Below are 24,537 nucleotides of genomic sequence, written 5' to 3' on the forward strand. Positions count from 1 at the left end.
CAGACTAGGGTGCCTCATGACTGATCAGGACGACGTGCCGGACTACATCGAGCAGCAACGCAGCGACCAGCCCGGAACCGGATTGGTGCTGCCGGACCAGCGCCTGCCGCAGAAGCTATATCTGTTACCCATCAACAACCGCCCCTTCTTTCCCGCCCAGGTGATGCCGGTGGTGGTGAACGAAGTGCCTTGGGCAGAAACCATCGAGCGGGTGGCCAATACCCCCCATCATGCGCTCTCGCTGTTCTGGGTGGACCAGCCACTGCCGGCCGATGGCGTGCTCGACCCCAAGCTGCTGCCCAAGACCGGCTGCGCAGTGAAGATCCACCAGGCGGTCAAGGAAGACGGCAAGATCCAGTTCATCGCCCAGGGCCTGACCCGGGTGCGCATCACCCAGTGGCTGAGCCACAAGCCTCCCTATCTGGTGGAAGTGGAGTATCCCGAATCCCCCAGCGATGAGCGGGACGAGGTACGCGCCTACGCCATGGCCCTGATCAACTCGATCAAGGAACTGCTGCCGCTGAACCCGTTGTACAGCGAGGAGCTGAAGAATTACCTGCATCGTTTCAACCCGAACCAGCCATCCCCCCTGTCCGACTTTGCCGCGGCACTGACCTCGGCCAAGGGCAGCGAGTTGCAGGACGTGCTGGACACCATCCCGGTGCTGCGGCGCATGCAGAAGGTGCTGGTGCTGCTCAAGCAGGAGATCGATGTCGCCCGCCTGCAAGGCGAGATCAGCGCCGAGGTCAATCGCACCATCAGCGAGCAGCAGCGCAAGTTCTTCCTCAAGGAGCAGCTGAAGGTCATTCAGAAGGAACTGGGCCTGTCCAAGGATGATCGCACCGCCGACGTCGAGCAGTTCCGCGAACGCCTGATCGGCAAGCAGCTGCCCGAAGCAGCGCAGAACAAGATCGAGGAAGAGCTCAACAAGCTGTCGATTCTCGAGACCGGCTCCCCCGAGTATGCCGTCACCCGCAACTACCTGGATTGGGCCACTGCCATGCCGTGGGGCCAGACCCACGTGGACCGGCTCGACATCCAGCGCGCCCGGCACATTCTGGACCGCGACCATGACGGGCTGGAGGATGTGAAACAGCGCATTCTCGAATTCCTTGCACTGGGCACCTTCAAGGGCTCGGTGGGTGGCTCGATCATCCTGCTGGTTGGCCCACCCGGTGTGGGCAAGACCAGCATTGGCCACTCCATCGCCGAGAGTCTCGGCCGGCCCTTCTACCGCTTCAGCGTCGGCGGCATGCGCGATGAGGCCGAGATCAAGGGACACCGCCGTACCTATATCGGCGCCATGCCGGGCAAGTTCGTGCAGGCGTTGAAAGAGGTCAAGGTGATGAACCCGGTGATCATGCTGGACGAGATCGACAAGCTCGGCAGCAGTCACCAGGGTGACCCCGCGTCCGCGCTGCTGGAAACCCTGGACCCGGAACAGAACAACCAGTTTCTGGACCATTACCTGGACCTGCGCCTGGACTTGTCCAAGGTACTGTTCGTCTGCACCGCCAATACCCTGGACAGCATCCCCGGGCCGTTGCTCGACCGCATGGATGTGATTCGCCTGTCCGGCTACATTGCCGAAGAGAAACTGGCGATCGCCAAGCACCACCTCTGGCCGCGCCAGCTGGAACGCGCGGGCCTGCGCAAGAGCCAGCTGCGCATCACCGACCGCGCCCTGCGTCAGTTGATCGAAGGCTATGCCCGGGAAGCCGGCGTGCGCAACCTGGAAAAACAGCTGGCCAAGCTGGTGCGCAAGTCGGTCATGACACTGCTGGAAAACCCCGACCAGAAGTTGAGCATCAAGCCGGACCAGTTGCAGGAACTGCTCGGTACGCCAGCCTTCCGTACCGAGAAGACCCTCAAGGGCGTCGGCGTGGTGACCGGTCTGGCCTGGACTTCCATGGGCGGTGCCACATTGCCCATCGAGACCAACCGGGTGCATACCCTTAACCGCGGTTTCAAGCTCACCGGCAAGCTGGGTGAAGTGATGAAGGAATCGGCGGAGATCGCCTACAGCTATATCTGCGCCAATCTGGCGGGGTTTCAGGCTGATCGGACCTTCTTCGACGAAGCCTTCGTGCACATGCACGTTCCCGAGGGTGCCACACCCAAAGACGGGCCCAGCGCCGGCGTGACCATGACCAGCGCCCTGCTCTCGCTGGCGCGTAATCAGCCGCCGAAGACCGGTGTGGCCATGACCGGGGAAATCACCCTCACCGGGCAAGTGCTACCGGTCGGTGGTATTCGTGAGAAAGTCATTGCCGCCCGCCGGCAATCGATCTTCGAGCTGATTCTGCCGGAGGCCAACCGCGGAGATTACGAAGAGCTGCCCGACTACCTGCAACAGGGCATGACCATCCACTTCGCCGCCCGCTATGCGGATGTGGCCAAGGTCTTGTTTGATTGATGAATAACCGGGGCTGCTCACCAGCCCCGGTCAGTTGTCGTTCTTGCGCCCGACCTGCTCGAAGTGCCCGGCGAAGTCCTCATCCAGTTCGCCCACCTCGGGAAAGTCGGTCAGGTTACTTTCGAAGCCAGGTTCTGCCACCTCCGAACGTGACATTCTTGCCCCCAGCCCGTCGATCAGTTCCCAATCGGCGTTCAGATCGAAGTCCATCTCCAGATCAGCCTGCCCCGAGCTCAGAGCGTCGTCGTGCATGGGCGCCACCTGCTCCGTACGCGGGGCAGTGTCGATCTGCGGAAATTGCGCCTTGAGCTGCTCGATCCGAGAGACGTCACCACCAAGCTCGCAGACTGCCTGCGCCTGTTCGGCAAAGGCCGGGGAATCGCCCAGTGCCGCCAACACACCCAATTGCTTCAACCGCAGGTCGACCCGCAAAGGCTCGGCCTTGATGGCCTTGTCCAGCATGGTGCGCGCTTCGACCAGACGGCCATAGGTGAGGTACAGTTCCACTCCTTCCAGCGGGTCGGCAGCGCGGTTGCCCGGCATGGTAACCGGCTGCGGGACCGGTCGGGGCGCGATGGGCGCGGCGAGTTCGGGCTCGGGCTCGGCCTCGGGTTTTGATTCACGGCGGCGATAACCTATTACCAGGGCAATAATGGCGGCCACCAGCGCTAATGGCATCCACCACCAGCCCTTGAGCGCAGAGCGCTGTTCAGGGTTGGTCACCGGCTCTGCCGCTTCGCCCGGATCCGCCAGTGGCCGCGCCACGGCGCCCGGCTCCATTGCCGTCTGCGCCGCTGGCAGCATACTCCCGGATGCTTCCTCCCCTGCCACCGGCAGAGCGGACAAAGCCGCAGCGCGGGCATTACGCGCTGCTTCCAGCTCCGCCTGCAGACTGGTGATCTGGCGATCCCGCTCCTCCAGCTCAGCAAGCAATGCATTGAAGCGTGACTCGAGGGCCGCGAGCCGGCTCTGCATCTGCTCACTCTCGGCGAGGGCGGCCCCTACCGCCGCCTCCAGTTGCGGCTCCTCGATTCGCAGCTGCGGCGGTTCCACCGAAACGTCGCCCGTCACACCCATCTGCGCGGCGGTCGGCAGGATCAGCTCCCGGCCGACCCGCAACCGGTCCATATCGCCATTGACGAACGCCTCGGGATTGAGCGCGCGGATAGCACGCATCTGCCGAGCTACGGCGACCGATTCGTCAGCACGGGTGGCCTGGGCAATGGCCCACAGGCTGTCTCCTACTACCGTCTCGTAGCGCCCGGCATCGGCCTGCGGCTGCAGGTCGGGCAGAGCCGGCGTTACCGGTGGCGCCACAACTGTACTGGCTACCACAGCCGGCTCGGCAACAGACTCGGTATCGGCACTGGATGCCAATACCGGAGCCGGCCGATACAACGGCGGATCGAGCAACAGGGTGTATTCACGCAGCAACACCCCACTGGGACGATGCAGTTGCACGAGAAAGTTGAGATAGGGCTCGTTGACCGGGCGACTGGACTCTACCCGCACCGCCAGTTGCGAGTTCACCCGCACCGGGGTGAAGCGCAGATCGTTGAGAAAGTATGGCCGCTCGATACCAACCCGTGAGAAGGTCTCGGCATCAGCCAGGGACACAACGATGTCATTGGGGGCCAGACCCTCAGCACCATGCAACTCGATAACGGCATTGAGCGGTTGGCTCAGCGCCGAAGTCAACCGCACCTCACCCAGCCCGAGTGCATGGCTGCTGCCGGCATACAGAGCGGCCAGCGAAGCCATTCCAACGATCAATCGATGATGGGCATCCATTTCAACCTTCCTTAGCTCTGCTTTATCCTGGCCACCCGTTCGGGCGTGGCGACGCCGTGAAAGATATTATTATGCCATCAGAGCAACATCGTGCGAACCGATAACAGCCTCATCTCGTCAAATAAATTGCCATTTCTGCCGAGCGCCTCGCATTTCGCCAATTGTTTGACGACCGAGATCCGGCGCACCTGTCGGTAACACCGGCCAAGTTGAGGTAAACTTGCCTTTTGCCGACCCCAGCCGGACCCTTTCATGAGCGATGTAGACAAGCTGTTCGCTGCTCCCCTGCCCCAGGTGAGCGATTTCGTGTTCGATCACAATGTGGCACGGGTTTTCCCCGACATGATCAAGCGCTCCATCCCCGGATATCCCACCATCGTGGAGAATATCGGGGTGATCGCTGCCCAGTATGCCCAGCCCGGCACCCTGATCTACGATCTGGGCTGCTCCCTCGGCGCAGCGACCCAATCCATGCGCCGCCATCTGGGCGGCGCCGATTGCCGCATTCTGGCGGTGGACAATGCCGAAGCCATGGTGGTGCGCTGCCGCGAATACCTCGCCGCCCAGGATTCGATGATGGAAGAGCTGGTGCCGGCAACCGTGATACAGGGCGACATCCTGCAGCTGGAGCTGGAGCCCTGCTCGGTGGTAGTGCTGAACTTCACCCTGCAGTTCATTGCCCCGGAACAGCGCCTGGCGGTGCTCACCCGTATTCGCCAGGCGCTGCTGCCCGATGGCATTCTGGTTCTCTCGGAGAAATTCCGCTTCGCCGACCCCGTCACCCAGCAACATCTGGAACAGGTGCATTACGCCTTCAAGCGGGCCAATGGCTACAGCGAGCTGGAAATCGCCCAGAAACGCAGCGCCATCGAGAATGTCATGCTGCTGGATACCCAGGAAGCGCATTTCGAGCGCCTGCAAGCGGCTGGGTTCAGCCATGCCTGCACCTGGTTTCAATGTCTCAATTTCGGTTCGATAATGGCCCACGCGTGATTGATTATTCCCCGCTGTATCGTGATTTGAGCGGCACCTCGCTGCAGAACTGGCTGGCCGACCTGCCAACCGCCCTGGAACGCCGACTGACCGAGGCTCACCGGCACGGTGACCTGCCCCGGTGGCAGGCCTGCCTGACGCAGCTGCCGGACCTGCTGCCCGCCACGGTGGAACTGCAGCAGGGCATACAGATCGGCGCCGCCGATGAACTGTCTGCCGAACAGCAGCAAGCCCTGCGCGAGACGCTGCAGGGCTTGCATCCCTGGCGCAAGGGCCCGTTCGAGTTGTTCGGTGTACAAATTGATACCGAATGGCGCTCCGACTGGAAATGGGATCGCGTGGCGCCGCATCTCACCCTCCAGGGCAAGCGGGTGCTGGATGTGGGCTGTGGCAATGGTTACCACATGTGGCGCATGTGGCAGGACGGCGCCCGCATGGTCATCGGTGTCGACCCCAACCTGCTGTTCCTGACCCAGTTCGAGGCCATCCGCCGCTACCTGCCTGACGCCCCGGTCTGGCAACTGCCGTTCACCCTGGAGGAGCTGCCGGAACCCACCGGCGGATTCGATACGGTGTTTTCCATGGGCGTGCTCTATCACCGCCGCTCACCGCTGGACCATTTGCTGCAATTGAAGGCCTGCCTGCGTCCCGGTGGCGAGTTGGTATTGGAGACCCTGGTCATTGAAGGTGATGAACAGCAATGCCTGATGCCTGAAGATCGCTATGCCCAGATGCGCAACGTCTGGTTCCTTCCTTCGGTAGGCATGCTGGAGCGCTTTCTGCGCCGCTGCGGTTATACCGACGTGCGCTGCGTCGACCTCAACCGCACCAGTGTCGAGGAGCAGCGCAGTACCGAGTGGATGCGCTTTCAATCGCTGCCGGATTTCCTCGACCCGACCAATGCCGAACTCACCTGCGAAGGTTATCCCGCACCGCTACGCGCCACCCTGCTGGCGAAACGGCCTGAGTGACTGGCAAACGGCCTCGGCCATTCGCGGGCAAGCTAGCTCCCAGCGCCGGATACCTGGGACGGTCGAGCACCAGCTCGACCAACAGCGCTAGCTGAGCCACCGCTGGCCGGGATGGAAGCCGGTCGGGCCGCGGTCGGCCTTCCATAGTGCAGCCGGGTGGAAGGCCGAATAACCGTCTATGCACTGCCGCGACGCAGCCCGCTGATCCAGCCCAGAGCAAACCAGCCAGGTGGCATATCCGGCCAGTCGTTATCACCCAGCCCCGCCAGATCATGCCCGGCTATGCCGGCCCGGGCGTACAGCCGCTCCAGCCACCACTGCAGGCAGGCTCCATCACCCATGACATGCCGGTTGGCCATCTCGGTGCGCAGGCGCATGGGCAGCGATTCGAACAGCAGGCTGTCGAAGGCCGGGAATATCCTGCACTCGTTCTCCAGGTAGGCAGAGCGCGCCGCCGGCGTCAGTTCGAGCAACCGGGCCAGGGTTTCCAGTTGCGCAGCATATTCACGGTGGCTGTGCAGCGGGTCGAGCCGCTGCCGCCAATCCAGTTCCAGACGCTCCACCGCCTCCACCAGGGCCAGCGCACCGGCTGCCGGAGCATCCAGCAGGCTGGCGAGCAACTGGCGCTGCACCAGGGGCAGCGGCCGCAGCAACAAGGTCAGCTCGGCGCTGCTGGAGCCGGGTTGCGGCTGCCAATGACCCAGCTGACCATCCGGCAGGCTGCTCGCCCGCACACAGCGTGCCGGCCAACTGGCGGGCAGCAGTTGTTTCCGCAGCTCTGACCAGCGTTCGCCCAATGTCTCACGCTGGCGATCGATCCAGCGCTTCGCCAGCCAGCGCCGGCGCGATTTAAAGCTTGTCATCCGTTACCTTTCCCAGACGTTCCCTGATGCCCTGGATAATGCCACGGTTATCTTCGGCCAGCCCAGTGCGGTTGGGCAGCGGCACAGCGCGGCACAGGTCAAGGGTGAAATGTCCGAGTCGCGCGCTATACAGCCCGACGCCGATACCCTGCCCCACCCGGGCGGCGAGCTTTTCCAACAGCCCTGACAGCAGGCTGTCACTGAGCGCGCCGATGGCCATCTCGCTGCCGCCGGCCAGGGCGATATTACGCAGCACGTGGCGCGCCAGGCGCCAGCTGTTCAATTGGGTAATGGGCAGGCCATAACAGATGGCGATGCGCTGCATCATCCGGACATTGCGCCACACCACCAGCAGCAGATCGACCGTGACCCAGGGGCTGGTCGCCACCAGCAGGCCAGTGCCCACCGCTTCGCGGCGCAGCAGGCGCCGTGCCTGCTCGTCCAGTGGCTGGTAGAACAGCAGGCTCAGCCGCCGACTGACCTCCTCGGCACTGTGCGAGGTATCCAGGTCCGCACATGCCAGCGCCAGACGCGATTGCAGTGGCGTGTCCCGGTACAGTGCCTGCAGGCGCTCCAGCCAGTCCACCGCCAGCCGCTCGCGCGGGTCCGCCAGGGCTGCCTGCATTTCCAGACGCAACTGCTCCAGGTCTGTCAGCCGCGCACGTTGCCGGCGCACATCCCGTAGCGCCTTGAGACCGGTACCGGCCAACCCTGCTCCCACCAACCCGACCACAGCACCAGCCAGCGGCTGCCAGTGCCAGGCCGCCAGAGTCCACTGGCTCCATTCCAGTGCGACGCCACCCACCACAACGGCCCCGATCAACTTGGCCAGGCGCGCCGGCCAGCGACTGGGGGCCGGCGCGTTGAGCATCCCCGGCGCGGGCAGCTCGGCGGCCAAGCTCTGCTCGCGAGCCGTCGCGGTCACCTCGCCGAGCACCCGGGTGCGGGTCAGCTCCTCGGTGGTTTTTGGCTGTTCCAGGGTTTCCAGAATCCGGGTCTTGGGTTGATCGGTCATAGCGCGTGGCCCTCCACTATCCAGCCGATGAGTTCATCCATTCGGTAATGGGGGAAGGGTTCATTGCGGTGCAACCCGGCCGGGGGACGCAGGTCGAGCAGCTCCGGGCCACTGATGTGCAGATCCAACGGCAGATGCTCAGGAATGCCCCCAGGCTGGTAACGGACCCAGCCGGCCTGCCCTTGCAACCCGGCGACCAGAGCGTCCCCCTCCTGGCGTGTAGCCCGTACCGCCGACAGCGGAAAGCCCCGCACTCGTACGCCGCCGTGACGCACATCCGCCAGGCTGTCGGTAAGCAGATCTTCCAGGCATTGCTGCACGGCCCGCTGCTGCTCCGGTGCGACTTGATCAACCTTGGTGGCGCATACGGCCAGTTGGCTGATACGCGGTCGGAACAGCCGTCCCAGCAGGCTATCGCGACCATAACGGAAGCTCTGCAGTACCGATTCCAGCGCAGCTTTCAGGTCGGCCAGGGCAGCCTGCCCGGCGTCCATGGGGCCAAGCATGTCGACCAACAGGATCTGCCGGTCCAGTCGGCTGAAATGCTCGTCATAAAACCCCTTCACCACATAGTCGCGGTAATAGCGGAAACGCGCCTCGCAAACGGACCACCAGCTTCCCGCTGGCCCCCGGGTATGGCGGTTGCCGCTGAGCAGCGGCACAAACAGCAGCATCTCGGCGGCAATACCGCTACCGGGCAGCAAGAACCGCCCCGGCTGGTTACGTGACAGACCCGCTTCGCTGCGGCTGCGCTGCAGAAAGTCGGTCCAGGCTGCGGCCAGCTCCGCCAGGCGTTGATCGTCCTGCGGCGCCAGCGGATCGATTGCCTCCAAGGCTTCGCGCAACGGTCCGGCGAGACTGCGCCGGGGCTCGGCGTCCAGCCATTCGCGCATCTGCTCGCACCATTGGCCGTAATCCATGCCCAGCAATGGCAGGTCGAGCAACCACTCACCGGGGTAGTCAAGAATCTCGATCCGCAACGAGCGGCTGCGCTGTACTCGCTGCAGCAGTCCGGTCTGGCGAAAACGCAGATCGATCACTACCCGCGACAGATCCCGGGTGGACTCAGGCCAGCGCGCCGGCTCACCGGCCAGGGCCTCCAACGCCTGCAAATAGGCAAAGGGTTGCTCCACCCCCTCCCGCTGCCAGCGCACCGCCTCCAGCCGATCAAAGGGTGCGCGCCTGGCCAGCAGGCCGCGCTGGTGGTTTTCCAGCTGGTTGATCAGGCTGGTGATGAAGGTAGTTTTGCCGGCCCGGCTGAGGCCGGTCACCCCTACTTTCACATGCGGATTGCCCAGGCTGGTCGCCTGCTGTCGAACCTGCTCCAGCCACTGCGGTGGTTTTATTGCTGCCATGCAGGCACTCCCGAACTAATCTATGGTCTATGGGCAGTATCGCATAACAAGGACAGGGAAAAATTCAATGGCATATGCAGACACACACAGCAAAGCAGTAGGTTATCTGCTGTGGATATTCGGTTTCATGGGCGCCCACCGTTTCTACTACGGCAAGCCGTGGACCGGTACCCTCTACTTCTTCACCCTCGGCTTGTTCTTCATCGGCTGGATCGTTGACCTGTTCCTGATTCCAGGCATGGATCGGCAGGCCGATCAGCGGTTTCGCAGCGGCCGGATCAATTTCAACCTGACCTGGATCCTGCTGACCTTCCTCGGGATCTTCGGCGCCCACCGCCTGTACATGGGCAAGTGGATCACCGCCATCATCTACTTCTTCACCGGCGGCCTGTTCCTGCTGGGCGTGCTCTATGACTACTGGACGCTGAACGAGCAGATCTCGGTCAAGAACATGGAAAAGGCCTGGTAATCACACCGGGTCGTTGCGCGTAAGCAGCTCATCGGGAAGATGCACTATCCAGTCTTCCTGCTTGGGCGGCATCTGCAGGTGATAACCCTGGTTTTTCAGATTGTCGAGTACCTGCAGTATGTCTTCCCGCGCCAGCTTGCGCTCTTCGGTGAGCACCATGTCCATGGCGTGCTCGGGCTTGCCGAACAGTTTCAGCAATTGCTCGGGCACCTCACGGGTGCCCTTCTCGCGCGGCACATACAGATACATGCCCTGCTTGCGCGGGCTGCGGTAGATCGAACACAGCATCTTCATGCGGGTTGCCCCTTGCTGGAAAATTGATTGGCCAGGGCCAGCAGTTCATCACCCATCAACTCGCGCCGCCAACCGCTCAGCTCTGCAGGCAGAGTATAGGGCCCGCAGGGATAGCCGGTGCGCACCATGGCTTCGAGCACCTTCTTGCGCAGTACGATTTCGCTGGCCATGCCCAGTCGCTCGGCATGCCGCTGCCCCACCTTGCGCAGATTCTTCAGCAGTCGGTTGGCATCAGCCGGCAAGGGTTCGGGCATCGGCGCGGGCCAGTTCTCCGGCGGTACCGCCAATCCCTGCTGGATCAACTCAATGATAGTCTGGCCATCGTGCCGTACGGTGCGCGGATGCATGTCCTCCAGGCGGGCCAGTTGCTGCAGGGAATCCGGCTGACGTTGCACCAATGGGCACAAGGTCGATTCGCGCAGCAGACGATTGCGTGCCTGATCCCGTTGCCGCGCCTCGCGTTCGCGCCAGTCGCACAACACCTGCAAGATGGCCAGCTCCGCGGGCTTCAGCCGCCAAGCCTGCTTGATCCGCCGGTAGGCTTCAGCCGGTTCCATGATGGTTCGCGCATTGGCCACCAGCTCGGCAGTATCTTCCAGCAGCCACTCGGTCAGCCCTGCTGCCTCGATACGTGGTGCCAGTATCTGATAGACCGCCGCCAGGTAAAGGGTGTCATCCGCCGCATACTGCAACTGCCGTTCACTCAGTGGACGCTGCAACCAGTCGGAACGGGTTTCCTCCTTTGCCAGCTCAACGCCCAACAGATTGCTGACCAGCCGGGAATAGCCCATGGAAAAGTCCATGCCCAGAAAGGCCGCAGCCAGTTGCGTATCGAACAGCGGCGCCGGCAACGCGCCGCACAGGTGCTGAAAGACTTCCAGGTCTTCGCTGCAAGCGTGCAGCACCTTGACGACGTCAGGACTCTCCAGCAACGCAACCAGTGGCGACCAGTCAGTGATCGTCAACGGGTCGATCATGTAGGTCCGCGCACCATCGCCGATCTGAATCAATCCGGCGATGGGGTAAAAGGTTTCAGTACGGACAAACTCGGTGTCCACGGCCACGAAGGGTAATTGCAGCCATTGTTTGCACCAGTGAGCCAGCACGGCGTCCTGGTGGATCATGAGAGGGCGGGCCTCAGTTGTCATAAATTCGGTTCCTTGACCTGATCACACAGTATAACCGACCGACTCCTCGCCGCGGTCTGCAACTTTAGCCGGATGTGTCGCTCGTCACTTGTTTTTACTGAGTATTTTTCTCCGCAAGGGTCAAGATTGATACGTATCAACCGATACAGAACCTAGTAGCCCTAGAATGCCTGCGCACGGCAGCGGCAATTATCAGTTCTCAGGAGTCAAAATGGCGTTTTTTCAACACCTGCAGCTCAAGTACAAGTTCTGGGCTGTCAACAGCGTCACCTTTGTCAGCACCATGCTGCTGGTTCTCGTCGCGCTCTGGGTAGAACAGGACCGGATTCACGAACTGCGCCAGGAACTGGCCCGAGAGATACTCACTCAGCCCCAGACCGGCACGCAGTTGACCGGGCTGCGCTGGTTGCCGGCAGGTAACACCGCAGCCACCGCCACCGGCGCGGCGACCTGGCTGCAGCCAGAGCAGCTGTCGATATCGCAAGCAACCGATGCCATGCATGGCGCCTGGTTGATCAATCAGGGTGGCGAGGCGCGATTGCTCGGGGTCGAGCGGCAGGGCTATGTCGCTCTGCTGCTGGACCGTGCCCCCCTCTATGCGATAGTGGTGCTGGCGCTGATGCTGGGCGTACTGATGGTGTCTCAGCTGCTCATCTCCTTCATCACGCGCAACCTGCTGGCACTGCGCGATGTCATGCTCACCGTGCAGGAAACCGGTGATCTCACGCTGCGCGCGCCGGTGGTATCGCGGGATGAGGTAGGCGCCATGGCGCAGACCTTCAACGCCATGCAGAGCGCCCAGCAAGAGGTTGTGGGCACCGTGCGTCAGGCCGCCAGCCAGCTGGAACAGGGCACCGATGAAATGGCGCGCCTGATGAGCAGCGTCAAGGATGGCATGGTTACCCAGCAAGGCGAAACCGATATGGTCGCTGCCGCGGTCAACGAGATGAGCGCCACCGTGCAGGATATTGCCGGCAACAGCGCGGTGACCCGGGATCAATCCACCCAGGCGGATGCCATGGCCCGGGAAGGCCGCGATCAGGTATTGCGCGTCAGTCAGACGATCACCGGACTGGCCACCAGCATTGAACGCTGCACGCAGCATATGCAAAAGCTCGAAGGTCACAGCCAGGAAATCAGCGGCGTGGTACGAGTGATCCGCGACATTGCCGAGCAGACCAATCTACTGGCCTTGAATGCCGCCATCGAAGCCGCACGGGCAGGCGATTCCGGACGCGGCTTTGCCGTGGTGGCGGATGAAGTGCGGGCCCTGGCCCAGCGGGTACAGAACTCCACCGATGAGATCCAGCGCATGATCGAGGCTCTGCAGGGTGGCACCCATGATGCGGTGGCGGACATGCAGGATAGTGCACGCCTCACGCACGAATCGGTCGAGCAAGTGGAACAGGCGGGCTCGTCGCTGGCGGATATTACCGCCTCGGTGAGTCAGATCAGCAACGGCAACAGTGAGATCGCCTCTGCTGTCGAGCAGCAGAGCGAAGTTGCCGAGTCCATTACCCAGAGTGTCATCCAGATTCGGGATGTGACCGAACAGACGGTCATGCAGACGGTGCAGAGCGCGGCCACCAGCGAACAGCTGGCCGCCCTCGCCCATCAACTGACCGCCGCGGTCGGACGTTTGAAATCCTGATATCCAAGCTCCCGTCAGCCGCCGCTGGCGGGAGCTCATTGGATCACTGCAACGCAATTCGCTCGCGGTTCTTGTCGATGGTAGCAGGGCCGATTCCCTTGACCACGGTAAGTTGGTCAACCGATTCGAATCCGCCGTTCTCTTCCCGATAGGCAACAATGGCCTCTGCCTTGGCCAGACCGATACCGTTCAGGGTCTCGGCTATCTCCGCAGCGCTGGCATTGTTGATGTTGACTGTCACCAGCGGTTCAGCAGGGATTTCTGCGAACGCAGGTACCACAGACCAGGCGGTCAGACAGAGGATGACGGCAGCAAGAATATTTTTCATGGGTCTTTCTCCTTGGATAAATGAATACCGCACTTCAAGGGAGAAAAACCGGACAACGATCGAATGATTACGCGCTTCCCTGCGGCTGCAGAGCAAATTACGCGTAACGCTACGCTAACAAAAGCCCCAGCAGCCGGATCTGTGAAAGGTCTCTCAGTTCTGCCGCTGACTGCGTATATACGGCAGACGCGGGGCTAGTAAGCCGACAGCAGTGATGGCATTATGCCTCACGTTAGTCTCTACCGGAAAAGGATGACCTCAGTGGACGACGCCATCCCGCTGTTGGTATGCGACGATTCAAGCATGGCCCGCAAGCAACTGATCCGCAGTCTGCCGGCGAACTGGCCGTTCCGGGTCAGTCAGGCGGAGAACGGTGTGCTCGGCCTGGAGCTGATTCGCAGCGGCCGCGGGCGGATAGTATTGCTCGACTTGACCATGCCCGAGCTGAACGGCTTCGAGGTGCTCGCCCGCGTGCGGGATGAAGGCCTGCAGGCTGAGGTAATCGTCATTTCCGGCGATGTTCAGGAAGAAGCGATACGCCGCGCCCGCGCGCTCGGCGCCCGGGCGTTTCTCAGAAAGCCGGTGGCCGCACCGGAACTGGAAGCCGCCCTGCTCGCCCTGGGCATGAATCCCGCCCCGGCAGCGCTGCAACACCATTCACAGCATCCGCTCCCCTCGGTCAGTTTCCATGACGCCCTCCGGGAGCTGTCCAACATTGCCATGGGCCGCGCTGCGGAGCTGCTCGGGCGGGCATTGAAAGTCTTTGTCCACCTGCCAATACCCAACGTCAACCTGCTGGAACCCGGTGAGTTGCAGATGGCGCTGAGCGACGCCCAGGGCAATCAGCAAGTCTCGGCCATCTGCCAGGGTTATATCGGTGGTGGTGTCGCTGGCGAAGCGCTGTTGATCTTCCATGATTCGGCCATCGCCGATGTGGCCGGCCTGCTGGATACCAAACTGGACGCCAGTTCCCATCCGGAGCTACTGCTGGACCTTGCGGCAATCATCACTGGTGCCTGTCTCAATGGTCTGTCCGAGCAGTTGGGATTGCAGCTGTCGCTGGGGCATCCATTGTTGCTCGGTCAGCACTGCACCATCGACGAGTTGATCCGCCTCAACCGCCCGCGCTGGAAACAGACCCTGGCGGTGGAGATCAGCTACGGCCTGGAAGACCACGACATCCACTTCGACCTGATGCTGTTGTTCACCGAAAGCTCGGTGGAACGATTGCAGCAGCGAGTCGAGCTGCTGCTCTGATGACTCTCATGCAGGACGACCCGTCATGACCGCTCCCCTTGATATCAGCGAACTGCACTGGATGCTCGACATTGTCCAGAGCATCGACGTCGGCGTGGTGGTGCTGGATCGCGATTACCGGATCCAGGCCTGGAACAGCTTCATGGAAAACCACTCCGGTCGAAGTGCCAGCCAGGTAACCCGGCAATCGCTGTTCGAGCTGTTTCCCGAAATTGATCGGCCCTGGTTCGCTCACAAGGTGGAAACCGCCGTCATGCTGGGCACTCGCGCCTTCACCATCTGGGAGCAGCGCCCCTACCTGATGCGGTTCAAGAGCTATCACCCGATTACCGGCCTGGCAGATGTGATGTACCAGAATGTGACCATCCTGCCACTGCGTACGGTCAGCAACAGCTCGGACCATGTCTGTCTGATCATCTATGACGTGACCAACGCAGCGGTCAACCGGCTGCAACTGGAGACGGCCAATACCCAGCTGCGCACCCTGGCCATTCATGACGGCCTGACTGGCCTGCTCAACCGGCATCACTGGGAGACCTGTCTGGAGCATGAGTTCGCCCGCCATACCCGCTACAGCAGTCCGGCCAGCCTGGTGCTGTTCGATATCGACCACTTCAAGCGTCTCAATGACAGCTATGGCCACCGGGCAGGTGACGAAGTCATCCGGCAGGTGGCCGGAGTAACTCGGCAGATGGCTCGCGAAACAGATCTGGCGGGGCGCTACGGCGGTGAGGAGTTCGTGGTTCTGCTGCCGGATACCGATCTGGTCGGCGCCGGTCAGTTTGCCGAGCGGCTACGCAGCAGCATCGCGCAGCTGCAAATCGATCATGAGGGCCAGCCGCTGTCCTGCACCGTCAGCGTCGGCATTGCCTGCATTAATAGCGAGACGACAAGCTATCACATGCTGATCGAGGAGGCGGACCAGGCGCTGTATCAGTCCAAGTCCGCCGGGCGCAACCGCATCACCTTGCATGAAGCAGGCACGCTCGTCGGACACTGAGCCCGGCGAGCATGCCGACTGGGTCAGCTCCCGGCCGCGTCCAGTCCGCGCTGCAGATCAGTACGCAGATCCGCGACCTCTTCCAGCCCGACCGCCAGACGGATCAAGCCTTCGCGAATGCCCGCCGCTTCCCGCGTTTCCGCGCTCAGACGGCCATGGGTGGTACTGGCCGGGTGAGTGATGGTGCTTTTGGCATCGCCGAGATTGGCGGTGATGGAAATCAGCCGCGTGGCATCGATGAACCGCCACGCCGCCTCACGTCCACCCCGAACCTCGAAGCTGACTACCGCACCGAAGGCTGATTGCTGCGCCTTGGCCAGTTCATGCTGGGGATGGCTCGGCAGGCCGGCGTAGTACACCCGCTCGACCTGCGGCTGTTGTTCCAGCCACCGGGCCAGCTCCAGCGCTGCGGCGCAATGGGCCTGCATACGCAAGCGCAGGGTTTCCAGGCCCTTGAGAAAGACCCAGGCGTTGAACGGACTCAGGGTTGGTCCGGCAGTGCGCAGAAAGCCGACCACTTCCTGCATGTGCTCCTTGCGCCCGGCCACGACACCACCCAGACAACGCCCCTGCCCATCGATGTATTTGGTGGCAGAGTGAATGACGATATCGGCCCCCAGGTCTAGGGGCTTCTGCAATGCCGGCGTGCAGAAACAATTATCCACTGCCAGCAGCGCGCCCTGCTCCTTCGCCACCGCCGCCAGACCGCGGATATCCACCAGCTCGGCCAGCGGGTTGGACGGTGACTCGACGAAGAACAGGCGGGTGTTGGGTTTGCAGGCGGCGCGCCAGGCGTCCAGATCAGCCAGAGTGACGTAGTCGACTTCCACGCCGAAACGCTGGAAGTACTTGTCGAACAGGCTGACCGTGGCGCCAAACACACTGCGCGAGACCAGAATATGATCGCCAGCGCTGCACAGACTCATCACCGTGGCCAGAATGGCCGCCATGCCGGAGGCTGTGGCCACCGCCTGCTCGGCATTTTCCAGCGCTGCAATACGCTGTTCGAAGGTGCGCACGGTGGGGTTCATGTAACGGGAATAGACGTTACCGACCCGCTCACCGGAAAAGCAGGCTGCGGCATCGCTGGCGCTGCGAAACACATAGCTGGAGGTCAGGAACAGGGCTTCGCCATGTTCTGCTTCCGGGCTGCGTTGCTGCCCGGCACGTACCGCAAGGGTGTCGAAGCCGGCATCCTGCAGATCACTGTCCAGCCGCCCGGGTTCCCAATCGGATATCATCTCTTGTCTCCGCGCTGATCAGTTGTTGTGCAGGCCAATCTGGGCGTTTTCGACATCGACTATCGCCTTGGCTGCATCATTACGCGACTGTTCGATCCGGCCGAGATAGGCTTCGTTGATATCGCCCGTCACGTACTCACCATTGAACACCGAGCAATCGAAATCGGTGATTGCCGGATTGCCTTCGCGCACCGCCTCGACCAGATCTTCCAGATCCTGATAGACGAGCCAATCGGCGCCGATCAACTCGCCCACCTCTTCTGTGGTCCGGTTGTGCGCAATCAGCTCGTGGGCCGAGGGCATGTCGATGCCGTAGACGTTCGGATAGCGCACCGCCGGTGCCGCCGAACAGAAATAGACATTTTTCGCCCCAGCTTCACGGGCCATCTGAATGATCTGCCGGCAGGTGGTGCCGCGGACGATGGAGTCATCCACCAGCAACACGTTCTTGCCACGGAACTCCAGCTCCATGGCGTTGAGCTTCTGGCGCACCGACTTCTTGCGGGCAGCCTGGCCGGGCATGATGAAGGTGCGGCCGATATAACGGTTCTTGACGAAGCCCTCGCGGAACTTCACGCCCAGGTGATTGGCCAGCTCCACCGCCGAGGTCCGGCTGGTGTCGGGAATCGGGATGACCACATCGATGCCGTGATCCGGATGTTCGCGCAAGATCTTCTCGGCCAGTTTCTCACCCATGCGCAGGCGTGCCTTGTACACCAGCACCCCATCGATGATGGAATCGGGGCGAGCCAGATAGACATGCTCGAAGATACAGGGTGCATAGGTCGCGTCGCTGGCGCATTGGCGAGTGAAGATCTCGCCGTTCACGGTAATGAACACCGCTTCGCCGGGTGCCAGGTCACGAATGGTCTCGAAGCCGAGCACGTCCAGAGCAACACTTTCCGAGGCGACCATGTATTCGACGCCCTGCTCGGTTTCACGCTTGCCATAGACGATCGGGCGAATCCCGTGTGGATCACGGAAGCCGACGATGCCGTGGCCGGTAATCATTGCCACCGCGGCATAACCACCACGACAGCGATCATGCACCGTGCGCACCGCATTGAAGATGTCTTCTTCGGTTGGATTCAACTTACGCTCGCGGGCCAGCTCATGGGCGAACACATTGAGCAGTACCTCCGAGTCGGAGTTGGTATTGACGTGGCGCAGGTCGGACTCGTAGAGCTCCTTGGACAGTTGCTCGACGTTGGTCAGGTTGCCGTTGTGCGCCAGGGTGATACCGTAGGGCGAGTTCACATAGAACGGCTGCGCCTCGGCCGAGGTCGAAGAACCCGCCGTCGGATAGCGCACATGCCCCAGCCCCATGGTGCCGATCAGGCGCTGCATGTGCCGCTGATGAAAGACATCCCGCACCAGACCGTTGTCCTTGCGCAGGAACAGTCGGTCATTGTCGCAGGTCACGATGCCGGCGGCGTCCTGGCCGCGATGCTGCAGGACGGTCAAGGCATCATAGAGCGCCTGATTGACGTTCGACTTGCCCACTATGCCAACAATGCCACACATGCCTAAACACCTTTTCGTTGAATTTGAAGAAGTACCGGCGGATATTCACGCCGGTTTCAGCGGCCGACGAAGCCGAGAATCAGATTTTTTGACCAGTCGGCCACCAGCAGAAAATGAGGAATGAGTGCTGACTCACGCCACCAGGCATCCGCCTGGACCGGCGCCAGACTGAGCAGACCGACAGCCACCACCACCAGCAAGGCACCGCGCGCCGCGCCGAATACCATGCCCAGAAAACGATCGGTACCGGTAAGACCGGTTACCAGCACCAACTGGCCGATCAGGTAATTGATCAGACCACCGAGAATCAGCGTCAGCACGAACAGAATGGCGCAGGCCGTGATTACCCGGATGGACGGCGTGGCAATGTAATCAACCAACAGCTCGGCCAGCGCGCCGCCGAACATCCATGCAACCAGTCCGGCAATGATCCAGCTCAGCAGGGACAGTGCTTCCTTGACGAAGCCGCGGGTCAGACTGATCAGAGTGGAAACGGCAATTACGGCGAGTATCACCCAGTCTACGCCGGTCAATGTCACGGTCAGGTATCCAATAACGAAAAACGTATTCTACCAGAGCCCCGCGGCACACCGAAACCGGCAATCAACAACAACTGCATGACATTCGAAACAGCTGCAGGCGCATGCACGCTACCTGCAGCCATCCCCGACAGATCAACGAGCGCGGTTGCTGTCGTCATGGGCCAGGATGAGGCCCTTGTTCTGGTGCCGGCGCTGCAGTTCGTCACGCACCCGCGCGGCCGCCTCGCGGCTTTCAAGCGGGCCAACATAGACCCGCACAATGGTCTTGCCATCGGTCTGTGCGGAACGGGTATAGGCATTGTAGCCCTGACCGGCCAATGTCTTGCGGAAGCCTTCAGCATTATCGACGCTGGAGAAGCTGGCCTGCTGGATCACCCAGCCACCGCTGGTCGCCGGCTCTGGGGCAGCGGGCTGTTCGGCTGGCGCCGGCTCAGGCTCGGCGGCAGGTGCAGCCGGCTCGGTCACTACCGGCACGGGCTCGATCGACGCGGTGTCGGGCAGCGGCGTGGCTGGGGGCTCATCCGCCGGCGCTCCAGCGGACTGCGGAATATCGGGCACCGGTGCCGGCTCGGGCAGGCTCGGTGGTGTCGCAGCGGCAATCTCGCGCTCATCCAGAACCGGGGGCTCCGGCACATCCACCTGCACCTGCTCGGTCTCATCCTGCCCGGACAATAACATTGGCAGGAATACCACCGCTGCCACTACCAACACCAGCGCCCCGATGATGCGTTGCTTGAGGCCTTCGTCCATTATCTGTCTCCGCCGCTCTGTTTGTTCAGCCAGAGTATGGCCTCGGCGACGCAGAAAAACGACCCGAACACGACGATTTTTTCATCAGCGGCACTGTGATCCAGCTGCCAGGCAATCGCCTCACCGATGGTCGTGAATATCCGGGTGCGCTCGCCTGCCTCGTCCAGTTGCGCCGCCAGGGACTGCGCATCCCGCGAGCGCGGCGTTGGCAGTGGCGCTACCGCCCAGGAACCGAACTGCCCCCGCAGGGGCTGCAGGATGCCATCCAGATCCTTGTCCGCCAGCAAGCCGAATACCGCATGCTGGCGAGCCGGCGCCGCCGCCAGATGAGCAGCCAGGAAACCTGCCGCCTGCGGGTTGTGCCCGACATCAAGCAGCAGCTCCCGCGCCCGGCCGCCCCATTGCAGCGAGCGCCGATCCAGGCGGCCCGGCACGAAGGCTGCAACCAGCGCCGCGGCAATCTGCTCGTCGGGCATATCCAGCCCCGCAGCCCAGAAGGCCTGCACCGCTGAACTCAGGTTATCCCGGGGCAGACGCACCGGCGCTACGCTGATGTCCCGCCGAGTCTGGGCTGCATCGAGCCCGAATAAGCGCCAATGTCCGTCACTGCCATCCGTCCAGCCATAGTCCCGGCCACGCTGCAGCGTGGACACATCGAGCAACCGCACCTGCTCCAGAAAGCGTGGCGGCAGATCGGTTTCCGAGCAGACCAGCGGCCGCCCATGGCGCAGGATGCCGGCTTTCTCGTAACCGACCGAATCGCGACTGTCGCCCAGATAATCGCTGTGGTCCAGACCGATACTGGTGACTACCGCCACATGGGCATCGATTACATTGACCGCATCCAGGCGACCGCCCAGGCCTACTTCCAGCACCACGGCATCCAGCCCGGCCCGCTTGAACAGCCAGAGCGCCGCCAAGGTGCCAAACTCGAAATAAGTCAGGGAGATATCACCACGTGCCTGATCGATAGCGGCAAAGGCCGCACACAGATCGGCATCGCTGACCGGCTGGCCATCAATGCTGACACGTTCGTTGTAAGCGATCAGATGAGGGGACGAGTAACAGCCGCTGCGCCGTCCGGCATGGCGCAACAGGCTGTCCAACGCCGCACAGGTGGAACCCTTGCCGTTGGTCCCGGTAACGGTAAACACCAGCGGTGCCGGGTCCAACACCTGGAGCCGGGTAGCCACTTCGGCCACCCGGTCCAGGCCCATGTCGATTTCCGCAGGATGCAGGCGCTCGAGCCGCGCCAGCCAGTCGGCCAGCCCCAGCTCGGCCATCAGATGCTGGCCGCTTCGCCGTCTGCGGCCGGCAGGTCGGTGCCGACAACGGCCGGTGCCGGCTGGTTGGTCAGCATGGCCAGAATACCCGCCAGGCGATCACGCATTTCGTGGCGCGGGATGATCATGTCCAGGGCGCCATGATCGAGCAGGAACTCGCTGCGCTGGAAGCCGGCCGGCAGCTTCTCGCGTACCGTTTGCTCGATCACTCGCGGACCGGCAAAGCCGATCAGGGCGTTGGGCTCGGCGACGTTCAGGTCACCCAGCATCGCCAGACTGGCCGATACACCGCCGTAGACCGGGTCGGTCATGACCGAAATGAAGGGAATCCCCTCTTCCTTCAGTCGCGCCAGCGCCGCGCTGGTCTTGGCCATCTGCATCAGCGAGAACAGCGCCTCCTGCATCCGCGCCCCGCCCGAGGCTGGGAAGCAGACATAGGGAATACGCTCGCGCAGGGCAATCTCGGCACCACGCACGAAACGCGCACCGACCACGCTGCCCATGGAACCGCCCATGAAGTTGAACTCAAAAGCACTGGCCACCAGCGGCATGCCCTTGAGGGCGCCCTGCATGACCACCAGTGCGTCCTTCTCGCCGGTCAGCTTCTGGGCTGCAACCAGGCGGTCCTTGTATTTCTTGGTATCCCGGAACTTGAGCTTGTCGACCGGCTCGAGCTCTGCGGCAATCTCAGTACGGCCATCGGCATCCAGGAAAATATCCAGACGGCGCCGGGCGCTGATCCGCAGGTGGTGGCTGCACTTGGGGCAAACCTCCAGATTCTTTTCCAACTCGGGGCGGTACAGCACGGCGTCGCAGGACGGGCATTTACGCCACAGCCCCTCGGGCACACTGCTCTTCTGCGCCTCGGAACGCACGATGGAAGGAATCAGTTTATCCACCAGCCAGTTGCTCATTGCCAATCCTTATCTGTTGTCTGCTTCACCAAAATGTACGAATGCGCTGTCGCTCAGCGATCCATGGCTGCCCGCATCTCGCGGATGACGGCAGTGATGCCGGCACGGGCCTGCTCGGGCTCGCCGACATGGGCGGCAATCTGGTTGACCAATACCGAGCCCACCACCACCCCATCGGCCACGCCAGCCACGGCGGCAGCGGAGGCACCATCACGGATACCAAAACCGACACCGATCGGCAGATCGGTGACAGTACGCAGCTGCGCCAGCTTGTCTGCTACTTCGGTGACGTTCAAGGCAGCCGATCCGGTCACACCTTTCAGTGAAACATAATAGACATAACCACTGGCGTGCTCGCAGATTTTGCGCGCCCGGGCCAGGGTCGTGGTCGGTGCCAACAGGAAAATGCAGTCCAGACCGTGCTCACGAAACAGCGGAGCGACTTCCTCGGCCTCTTCCGGTGGCAGATCCACGGTCAACACGCCATCGATACCTGCTGCTGCGGCCTCCCTGGCGAAGGTTTCGTAACCCATGCGCTCCATGGGGTTCAGATAGCCCATCAGTACCACGGGGGTAGTCTGGTTGGTGGTGCGGAACTCGCGCACCATCTCCATCACCTGGCGCAGGCTGACGTTATGCGCCAGTGCCCGCTCCATGGCCAGTTGGATAACCGGGCCGTCGGCCATCGGATCGGAAAACGGAATGCCCAGCTCGATCACATCGACGCCGGCCTCGACCAGCTCGTGCATCAGCGGCAGGGTCATTTCCGGGTTTGGATCACCGGCCGTGACGTAGGGGATCAGCGCCTTGCGACCGGAGGCGCGCAAGGCATCAAAACACTGTTGAATTCGGCTCATACCACCCTCTTCAAACGCTGATGCCGTCAATACCGGCGACCGTATGGATGTCCTTGTCGCCCCGACCGGACAGGTTCACCACGATGATCTGGTCGGGACGCATGGTCGCCGCCAGTTTCATCGCGTAGGCCACCGCGTGACTGGACTCCAGCGCCGGCATGATGCCTTCGACCAGAGTCAGCTCACGGAAGGCGGCCAGGGCCTCGGTATCGGTGGCATCGACATAGTTGACCCGTCCCACATCCTTCAGCCAGCTGTGCTCTGGCCCCACACCCGGATAATCAAGACCGGCGGATACCGAGTGGGTCTCGATGATCTGGCCGTTCTCGTCTTCCATCAGGTAGGTGCGGTTGCCATGCAGTACGCCGGGGCGACCGGAGGCCAGCGGTGCTGCGTGGCGGCCGGTCTCCAGACCATCACCACCGGCTTCAACGCCGTACATGGCGACATCCTGGTCTTCCAGGAAGGGATGGAACAAGCCGATGGCGTTGGACCCACCACCGACGCACGCTACCAGTGCGTCGGGCAACCGGCCGGCCTGGGCCAGGGATTGCTCGCGGGCCTCACGACCAATCACACACTGGAAGTCACGCACCAGTTTGGGATAGGGATGCGGGCCGGCCACCGTACCGATGATGTAGAAGGTATCGTCGATATTGGTGACCCAGTCGCGCATGGCCTCGTTCATCGCATCCTTGAGTGTCTTCGAGCCCGAAGTAACCGGAATCACCTCGGCGCCCAGCAGCTTCATGCGATAGACGTTGAGCGCCTGACGCTTTACGTCTTCGGCTCCCATGTAGACCTGGCACTTCAGACCCAGGCGCGCGGCTACAGTCGCAGTGGCAACCCCATGCTGGCCAGCGCCGGTCTCGGCAATCACCCGGGGCTTGCCCATATGCTTGGCCAGCAGCGCCTGGCCGATGGTGTTGTTCACCTTGTGCGCGCCGGTATGGTTGAGGTCTTCGCGCTTGAGCCAGATCTGCGCCCCGCCGACCTTGGCGCTCAGGCGCTCAGCGAAGTACAGCGGCGATGGACGACCGACATAGTGCGCCAGGTCGCGGTCGAACTCAGCCTGAAACTCGGGGTCCCGGGACAGCTTTTCATACAGGGTTTCGAGTTCCTCGAGCGCATCCATCAGCGTCTCGGAGACGAAGCGACCGCCATAGGGGCCGAAGTGGCCACGCTGGTCGGGGACGCTCGCATAATCGATGGGGTTTGAATCAGCCACGCTTCACCTCATGAACAAAAGCGTTGATTTTGTCGATATCCTTGATGCCCTTGGTGGCCTCGACGCCGCCACTGACATCCACCGCCCAGGGCGCGGTCAGATCGATGGCCTGGCGCACATTCTGCGACTGCAGGCCACCGGCAAGGACCAATGTCCAGGACCGCTGGGCAGGAATCATGGACCAGTCAAAGGTCTCTCCGGTGCCACCCGGCACGCCGGGCTTGTAACTGTCCAACAGGATACCGCTGGCACCCGGCCAGTTGGCCGCCAGGGCATCCAGATCGTCGCCCGGGCGGACCCGAACGGCTTTGATATAGGGCCGCGCAAAGCGCTGGCAGAAGGTATCGGGCTCGTCACCATGAAACTGCAGCAGGTCCAGCGGCACCTGGTCCAGCACCGCACGGATGGTCTCCTCCGCCGCATCGACGAACAGGCCCACTGTAGTGACAAAGGGCGGCAGCGCCTGGACGATGGCCCGGGCCTGCTCGATGCTCACCGCTCGCGGGCTGCCGGCATGGAACACCAGACCGATGGCATCAGCCCCGGCCCCGGCTGCTGCCAGAGCATCCTCGACCCGGGTGATGCCACAGATTTTGATACGCGTCATAGGCAAGTGATGACCCTGAATCGGTAAAGCAGACGATAGT

General features: G+C 62.3%; 23 protein-coding genes. 7 read left to right on the forward strand and 16 right to left on the reverse strand.

Annotated features, from left to right (window positions below):
- The first annotated feature begins 16 nt into the window (after positions 1 to 16).
- Positions 17 to 2,416: an endopeptidase La gene (gene lon, locus BM267_RS00665; RefSeq protein ID WP_074778489.1), complete on the forward strand. Its 2,400-nt coding sequence runs from the start codon at positions 17 to 19 to the stop codon at positions 2,414 to 2,416.
- A 30-nt stretch (positions 2,417 to 2,446) separates the two neighbouring features.
- Here the strand turns inward: lon and BM267_RS00670 are convergent, their stop codons facing one another.
- Positions 2,447 to 4,207, reverse strand: a complete 1,761-nt coding sequence (locus BM267_RS00670; protein WP_074778487.1) for a type IV pilus assembly protein FimV — start codon at positions 4,205 to 4,207, stop codon at positions 2,447 to 2,449.
- A 252-nt stretch (positions 4,208 to 4,459) separates the two neighbouring features.
- Here BM267_RS00670 and cmoA point away from each other — a divergent pair, with 252 nt between their 5' ends.
- Together cmoA and cmoB are read left to right on the forward strand one after the other, a co-directional pair.
- Complete coding sequence (cmoA, locus tag BM267_RS00675) at positions 4,460 to 5,200, forward strand: carboxy-S-adenosyl-L-methionine synthase CmoA (RefSeq protein ID WP_074778485.1); 741 nt, start codon at positions 4,460 to 4,462, stop codon at positions 5,198 to 5,200.
- On the forward strand, positions 5,197 to 6,171 hold the full coding sequence (gene cmoB / locus BM267_RS00680; protein ID WP_177173377.1) for a tRNA 5-methoxyuridine(34)/uridine 5-oxyacetic acid(34) synthase CmoB: 975 nt from the start codon (positions 5,197 to 5,199) through the stop codon (positions 6,169 to 6,171). Before cmoA ends, cmoB begins: the two co-directional genes overlap by 4 nt.
- A 176-nt stretch (positions 6,172 to 6,347) precedes the next feature.
- Here the strand turns inward: cmoB and BM267_RS00685 are convergent, their stop codons facing one another.
- The 3 genes from BM267_RS00685 to BM267_RS00695 are packed head-to-tail and all read right to left on the reverse strand — an operon-like array spanning position 6,348 to position 9,404.
- Positions 6,348 to 7,034, reverse strand: coding sequence for a hypothetical protein (locus BM267_RS00685; RefSeq protein WP_074778481.1), 687 nt, complete (start codon positions 7,032 to 7,034; stop codon positions 6,348 to 6,350).
- Positions 7,021 to 8,049, reverse strand: a complete 1,029-nt coding sequence (locus tag BM267_RS00690; protein WP_074778479.1) for a TIGR01620 family protein — start codon at positions 8,047 to 8,049, stop codon at positions 7,021 to 7,023. Before BM267_RS00690 ends, BM267_RS00685 begins: the two co-directional genes overlap by 14 nt.
- Positions 8,046 to 9,404: a YcjX family protein gene (locus tag BM267_RS00695; protein WP_083392410.1), complete on the reverse strand. Its 1,359-nt coding sequence runs from the start codon at positions 9,402 to 9,404 to the stop codon at positions 8,046 to 8,048. Before BM267_RS00695 ends, BM267_RS00690 begins: the two co-directional genes overlap by 4 nt.
- A 67-nt stretch (positions 9,405 to 9,471) precedes the next feature.
- Here BM267_RS00695 and BM267_RS00700 point away from each other — a divergent pair, with 67 nt between their 5' ends.
- Positions 9,472 to 9,873, forward strand: coding sequence for an NINE protein (locus tag BM267_RS00700; RefSeq protein ID WP_036989612.1), 402 nt, complete (start codon positions 9,472 to 9,474; stop codon positions 9,871 to 9,873).
- Here BM267_RS00700 and BM267_RS00705 read toward each other — a convergent pair whose 3' ends face one another.
- On the reverse strand, positions 9,874 to 10,167 hold the full coding sequence (locus BM267_RS00705) for a YcgL domain-containing protein (RefSeq protein WP_074778477.1): 294 nt from the start codon (positions 10,165 to 10,167) through the stop codon (positions 9,874 to 9,876).
- Positions 10,164 to 11,315 (reverse strand): ribonuclease D, encoded by a 1,152-nt coding sequence (rnd, locus tag BM267_RS00710; protein ID WP_074778475.1) that lies wholly within the window; start codon positions 11,313 to 11,315, stop codon positions 10,164 to 10,166. The genes BM267_RS00705 and rnd overlap by 4 nt, the downstream gene beginning before the upstream one ends.
- A gap of 211 nt (positions 11,316 to 11,526) precedes the next feature.
- On the opposite strand from rnd, the gene BM267_RS00715 reads away from it, so the two are divergent.
- A complete protein-coding gene (locus tag BM267_RS00715) occupies positions 11,527 to 12,966 on the forward strand; it encodes a methyl-accepting chemotaxis protein (protein WP_074778473.1) in 1,440 nt (479 codons plus the stop codon).
- 43 nt (positions 12,967 to 13,009) lie between these two features.
- Here the strand turns inward: BM267_RS00715 and BM267_RS00720 are convergent, their stop codons facing one another.
- Positions 13,010 to 13,294 carry a ComEA family DNA-binding protein gene (locus BM267_RS00720; protein WP_036989606.1) on the reverse strand — a complete coding sequence of 95 codons (285 nt, stop codon included), beginning with the start codon at positions 13,292 to 13,294 and terminating at the stop codon, positions 13,010 to 13,012.
- A 261-nt stretch (positions 13,295 to 13,555) separates the two neighbouring features.
- Here BM267_RS00720 and BM267_RS00725 point away from each other — a divergent pair, with 261 nt between their 5' ends.
- The gene (locus BM267_RS00725; RefSeq protein ID WP_407920266.1) at positions 13,556 to 14,551 is read left to right on the forward strand and encodes a response regulator; all 996 of its coding nucleotides are present in this window, start codon (positions 13,556 to 13,558) and stop codon (positions 14,549 to 14,551) included.
- A 25-nt stretch (positions 14,552 to 14,576) separates the two neighbouring features.
- Positions 14,577 to 15,551 (forward strand): sensor domain-containing diguanylate cyclase, encoded by a 975-nt coding sequence (locus BM267_RS00730; protein WP_074778471.1) that lies wholly within the window; start codon positions 14,577 to 14,579, stop codon positions 15,549 to 15,551.
- Positions 15,552 to 15,574: 23 nt separating this feature from the next.
- On the opposite strand, the gene BM267_RS00735 is transcribed toward BM267_RS00730, so the two are convergent.
- From BM267_RS00735 to BM267_RS00775, 9 genes are all read right to left on the reverse strand, one after another.
- A complete protein-coding gene (locus BM267_RS00735; RefSeq protein ID WP_036989602.1) occupies positions 15,575 to 16,792 on the reverse strand; it encodes an O-succinylhomoserine sulfhydrylase in 1,218 nt (405 codons plus the stop codon).
- Positions 16,793 to 16,810: 18 nt separating this feature from the next.
- Positions 16,811 to 18,316 (reverse strand): amidophosphoribosyltransferase, encoded by a 1,506-nt coding sequence (purF, locus tag BM267_RS00740; protein WP_036989601.1) that lies wholly within the window; start codon positions 18,314 to 18,316, stop codon positions 16,811 to 16,813.
- Positions 18,317 to 18,372: 56 nt separating this feature from the next.
- A complete protein-coding gene (locus BM267_RS00745; protein WP_074778469.1) occupies positions 18,373 to 18,855 on the reverse strand; it encodes a CvpA family protein in 483 nt (160 codons plus the stop codon).
- Positions 18,856 to 18,990: 135 nt separating this feature from the next.
- Positions 18,991 to 19,608 carry an SPOR domain-containing protein gene (locus tag BM267_RS00750; protein ID WP_074778467.1) on the reverse strand — a complete coding sequence of 206 codons (618 nt, stop codon included), beginning with the start codon at positions 19,606 to 19,608 and terminating at the stop codon, positions 18,991 to 18,993.
- On the reverse strand, positions 19,608 to 20,891 hold the full coding sequence (folC, locus tag BM267_RS00755) for a bifunctional tetrahydrofolate synthase/dihydrofolate synthase (protein WP_074778465.1): 1,284 nt from the start codon (positions 20,889 to 20,891) through the stop codon (positions 19,608 to 19,610). The genes BM267_RS00750 and folC overlap by 1 nt, the downstream gene beginning before the upstream one ends.
- Positions 20,891 to 21,805, reverse strand: a complete 915-nt coding sequence (accD, locus tag BM267_RS00760; RefSeq protein WP_051610813.1) for an acetyl-CoA carboxylase, carboxyltransferase subunit beta — start codon at positions 21,803 to 21,805, stop codon at positions 20,891 to 20,893. Before accD ends, folC begins: the two co-directional genes overlap by 1 nt.
- Before the next feature lie 53 nt (positions 21,806 to 21,858).
- Positions 21,859 to 22,662, reverse strand: a complete 804-nt coding sequence (trpA, locus tag BM267_RS00765) for a tryptophan synthase subunit alpha (RefSeq protein WP_036989596.1) — start codon at positions 22,660 to 22,662, stop codon at positions 21,859 to 21,861.
- 10 nt (positions 22,663 to 22,672) lie between these two features.
- The gene (gene trpB / locus BM267_RS00770) at positions 22,673 to 23,890 is read right to left on the reverse strand and encodes a tryptophan synthase subunit beta (RefSeq protein ID WP_036989595.1); all 1,218 of its coding nucleotides are present in this window, start codon (positions 23,888 to 23,890) and stop codon (positions 22,673 to 22,675) included.
- Positions 23,883 to 24,503, reverse strand: coding sequence for a phosphoribosylanthranilate isomerase (locus BM267_RS00775; protein ID WP_136869526.1), 621 nt, complete (start codon positions 24,501 to 24,503; stop codon positions 23,883 to 23,885). Before BM267_RS00775 ends, trpB begins: the two co-directional genes overlap by 8 nt.
- Positions 24,504 to 24,537 lie beyond the last annotated feature (34 nt).

Origin of the sequence: Halopseudomonas bauzanensis, assembly GCF_900114735.1 — a bacterium.
Taxonomy (GTDB): Bacteria; Pseudomonadota; Gammaproteobacteria; order Pseudomonadales; family Pseudomonadaceae; genus Halopseudomonas; species Halopseudomonas bauzanensis.

Coding starts and splice junctions, on each gene's coding strand:
- BM267_RS00700 (WP_036989612.1), top strand. CDS start 9,472: ATGGCATATGCAGACACACACAGCAAAGCAGTAGGTTATCTGCTGTGG.
- folC (WP_074778465.1), bottom strand. CDS start 20,891: ATGGCCGAGCTGGGGCTGGCCGACTGGCTGGCGCGGCTCGAGCGCCTG.
- purF (WP_036989601.1), bottom strand. CDS start 18,316: ATGTGTGGCATTGTTGGCATAGTGGGCAAGTCGAACGTCAATCAGGCG.
- BM267_RS00690 (WP_074778479.1), bottom strand. CDS start 8,049: ATGACCGATCAACCCAAGACCCGGATTCTGGAAACCCTGGAACAGCCA.
- BM267_RS00670 (WP_074778487.1), bottom strand. CDS start 4,207: ATGGATGCCCATCATCGATTGATCGTTGGAATGGCTTCGCTGGCCGCT.
- BM267_RS00705 (WP_074778477.1), bottom strand. CDS start 10,167: ATGAAGATGCTGTGTTCGATCTACCGCAGCCCGCGCAAGCAGGGCATG.
- trpA (WP_036989596.1), bottom strand. CDS start 22,662: ATGAGCCGAATTCAACAGTGTTTTGATGCCTTGCGCGCCTCCGGTCGC.
- cmoA (WP_074778485.1), top strand. CDS start 4,460: ATGAGCGATGTAGACAAGCTGTTCGCTGCTCCCCTGCCCCAGGTGAGC.
- BM267_RS00715 (WP_074778473.1), top strand. CDS start 11,527: ATGGCGTTTTTTCAACACCTGCAGCTCAAGTACAAGTTCTGGGCTGTC.
- rnd (WP_074778475.1), bottom strand. CDS start 11,315: ATGACAACTGAGGCCCGCCCTCTCATGATCCACCAGGACGCCGTGCTG.
- BM267_RS00695 (WP_083392410.1), bottom strand. CDS start 9,404: ATGGCAGCAATAAAACCACCGCAGTGGCTGGAGCAGGTTCGACAGCAG.
- BM267_RS00750 (WP_074778467.1), bottom strand. CDS start 19,608: ATGGACGAAGGCCTCAAGCAACGCATCATCGGGGCGCTGGTGTTGGTA.
- BM267_RS00735 (WP_036989602.1), bottom strand. CDS start 16,792: ATGATATCCGATTGGGAACCCGGGCGGCTGGACAGTGATCTGCAGGAT.
- accD (WP_051610813.1), bottom strand. CDS start 21,805: ATGAGCAACTGGCTGGTGGATAAACTGATTCCTTCCATCGTGCGTTCC.
- BM267_RS00685 (WP_074778481.1), bottom strand. CDS start 7,034: ATGACAAGCTTTAAATCGCGCCGGCGCTGGCTGGCGAAGCGCTGGATC.
- BM267_RS00720 (WP_036989606.1), bottom strand. CDS start 13,294: ATGAAAAATATTCTTGCTGCCGTCATCCTCTGTCTGACCGCCTGGTCT.
- lon (WP_074778489.1), top strand. CDS start 17: ATGACTGATCAGGACGACGTGCCGGACTACATCGAGCAGCAACGCAGC.
- BM267_RS00730 (WP_074778471.1), top strand. CDS start 14,577: ATGACCGCTCCCCTTGATATCAGCGAACTGCACTGGATGCTCGACATT.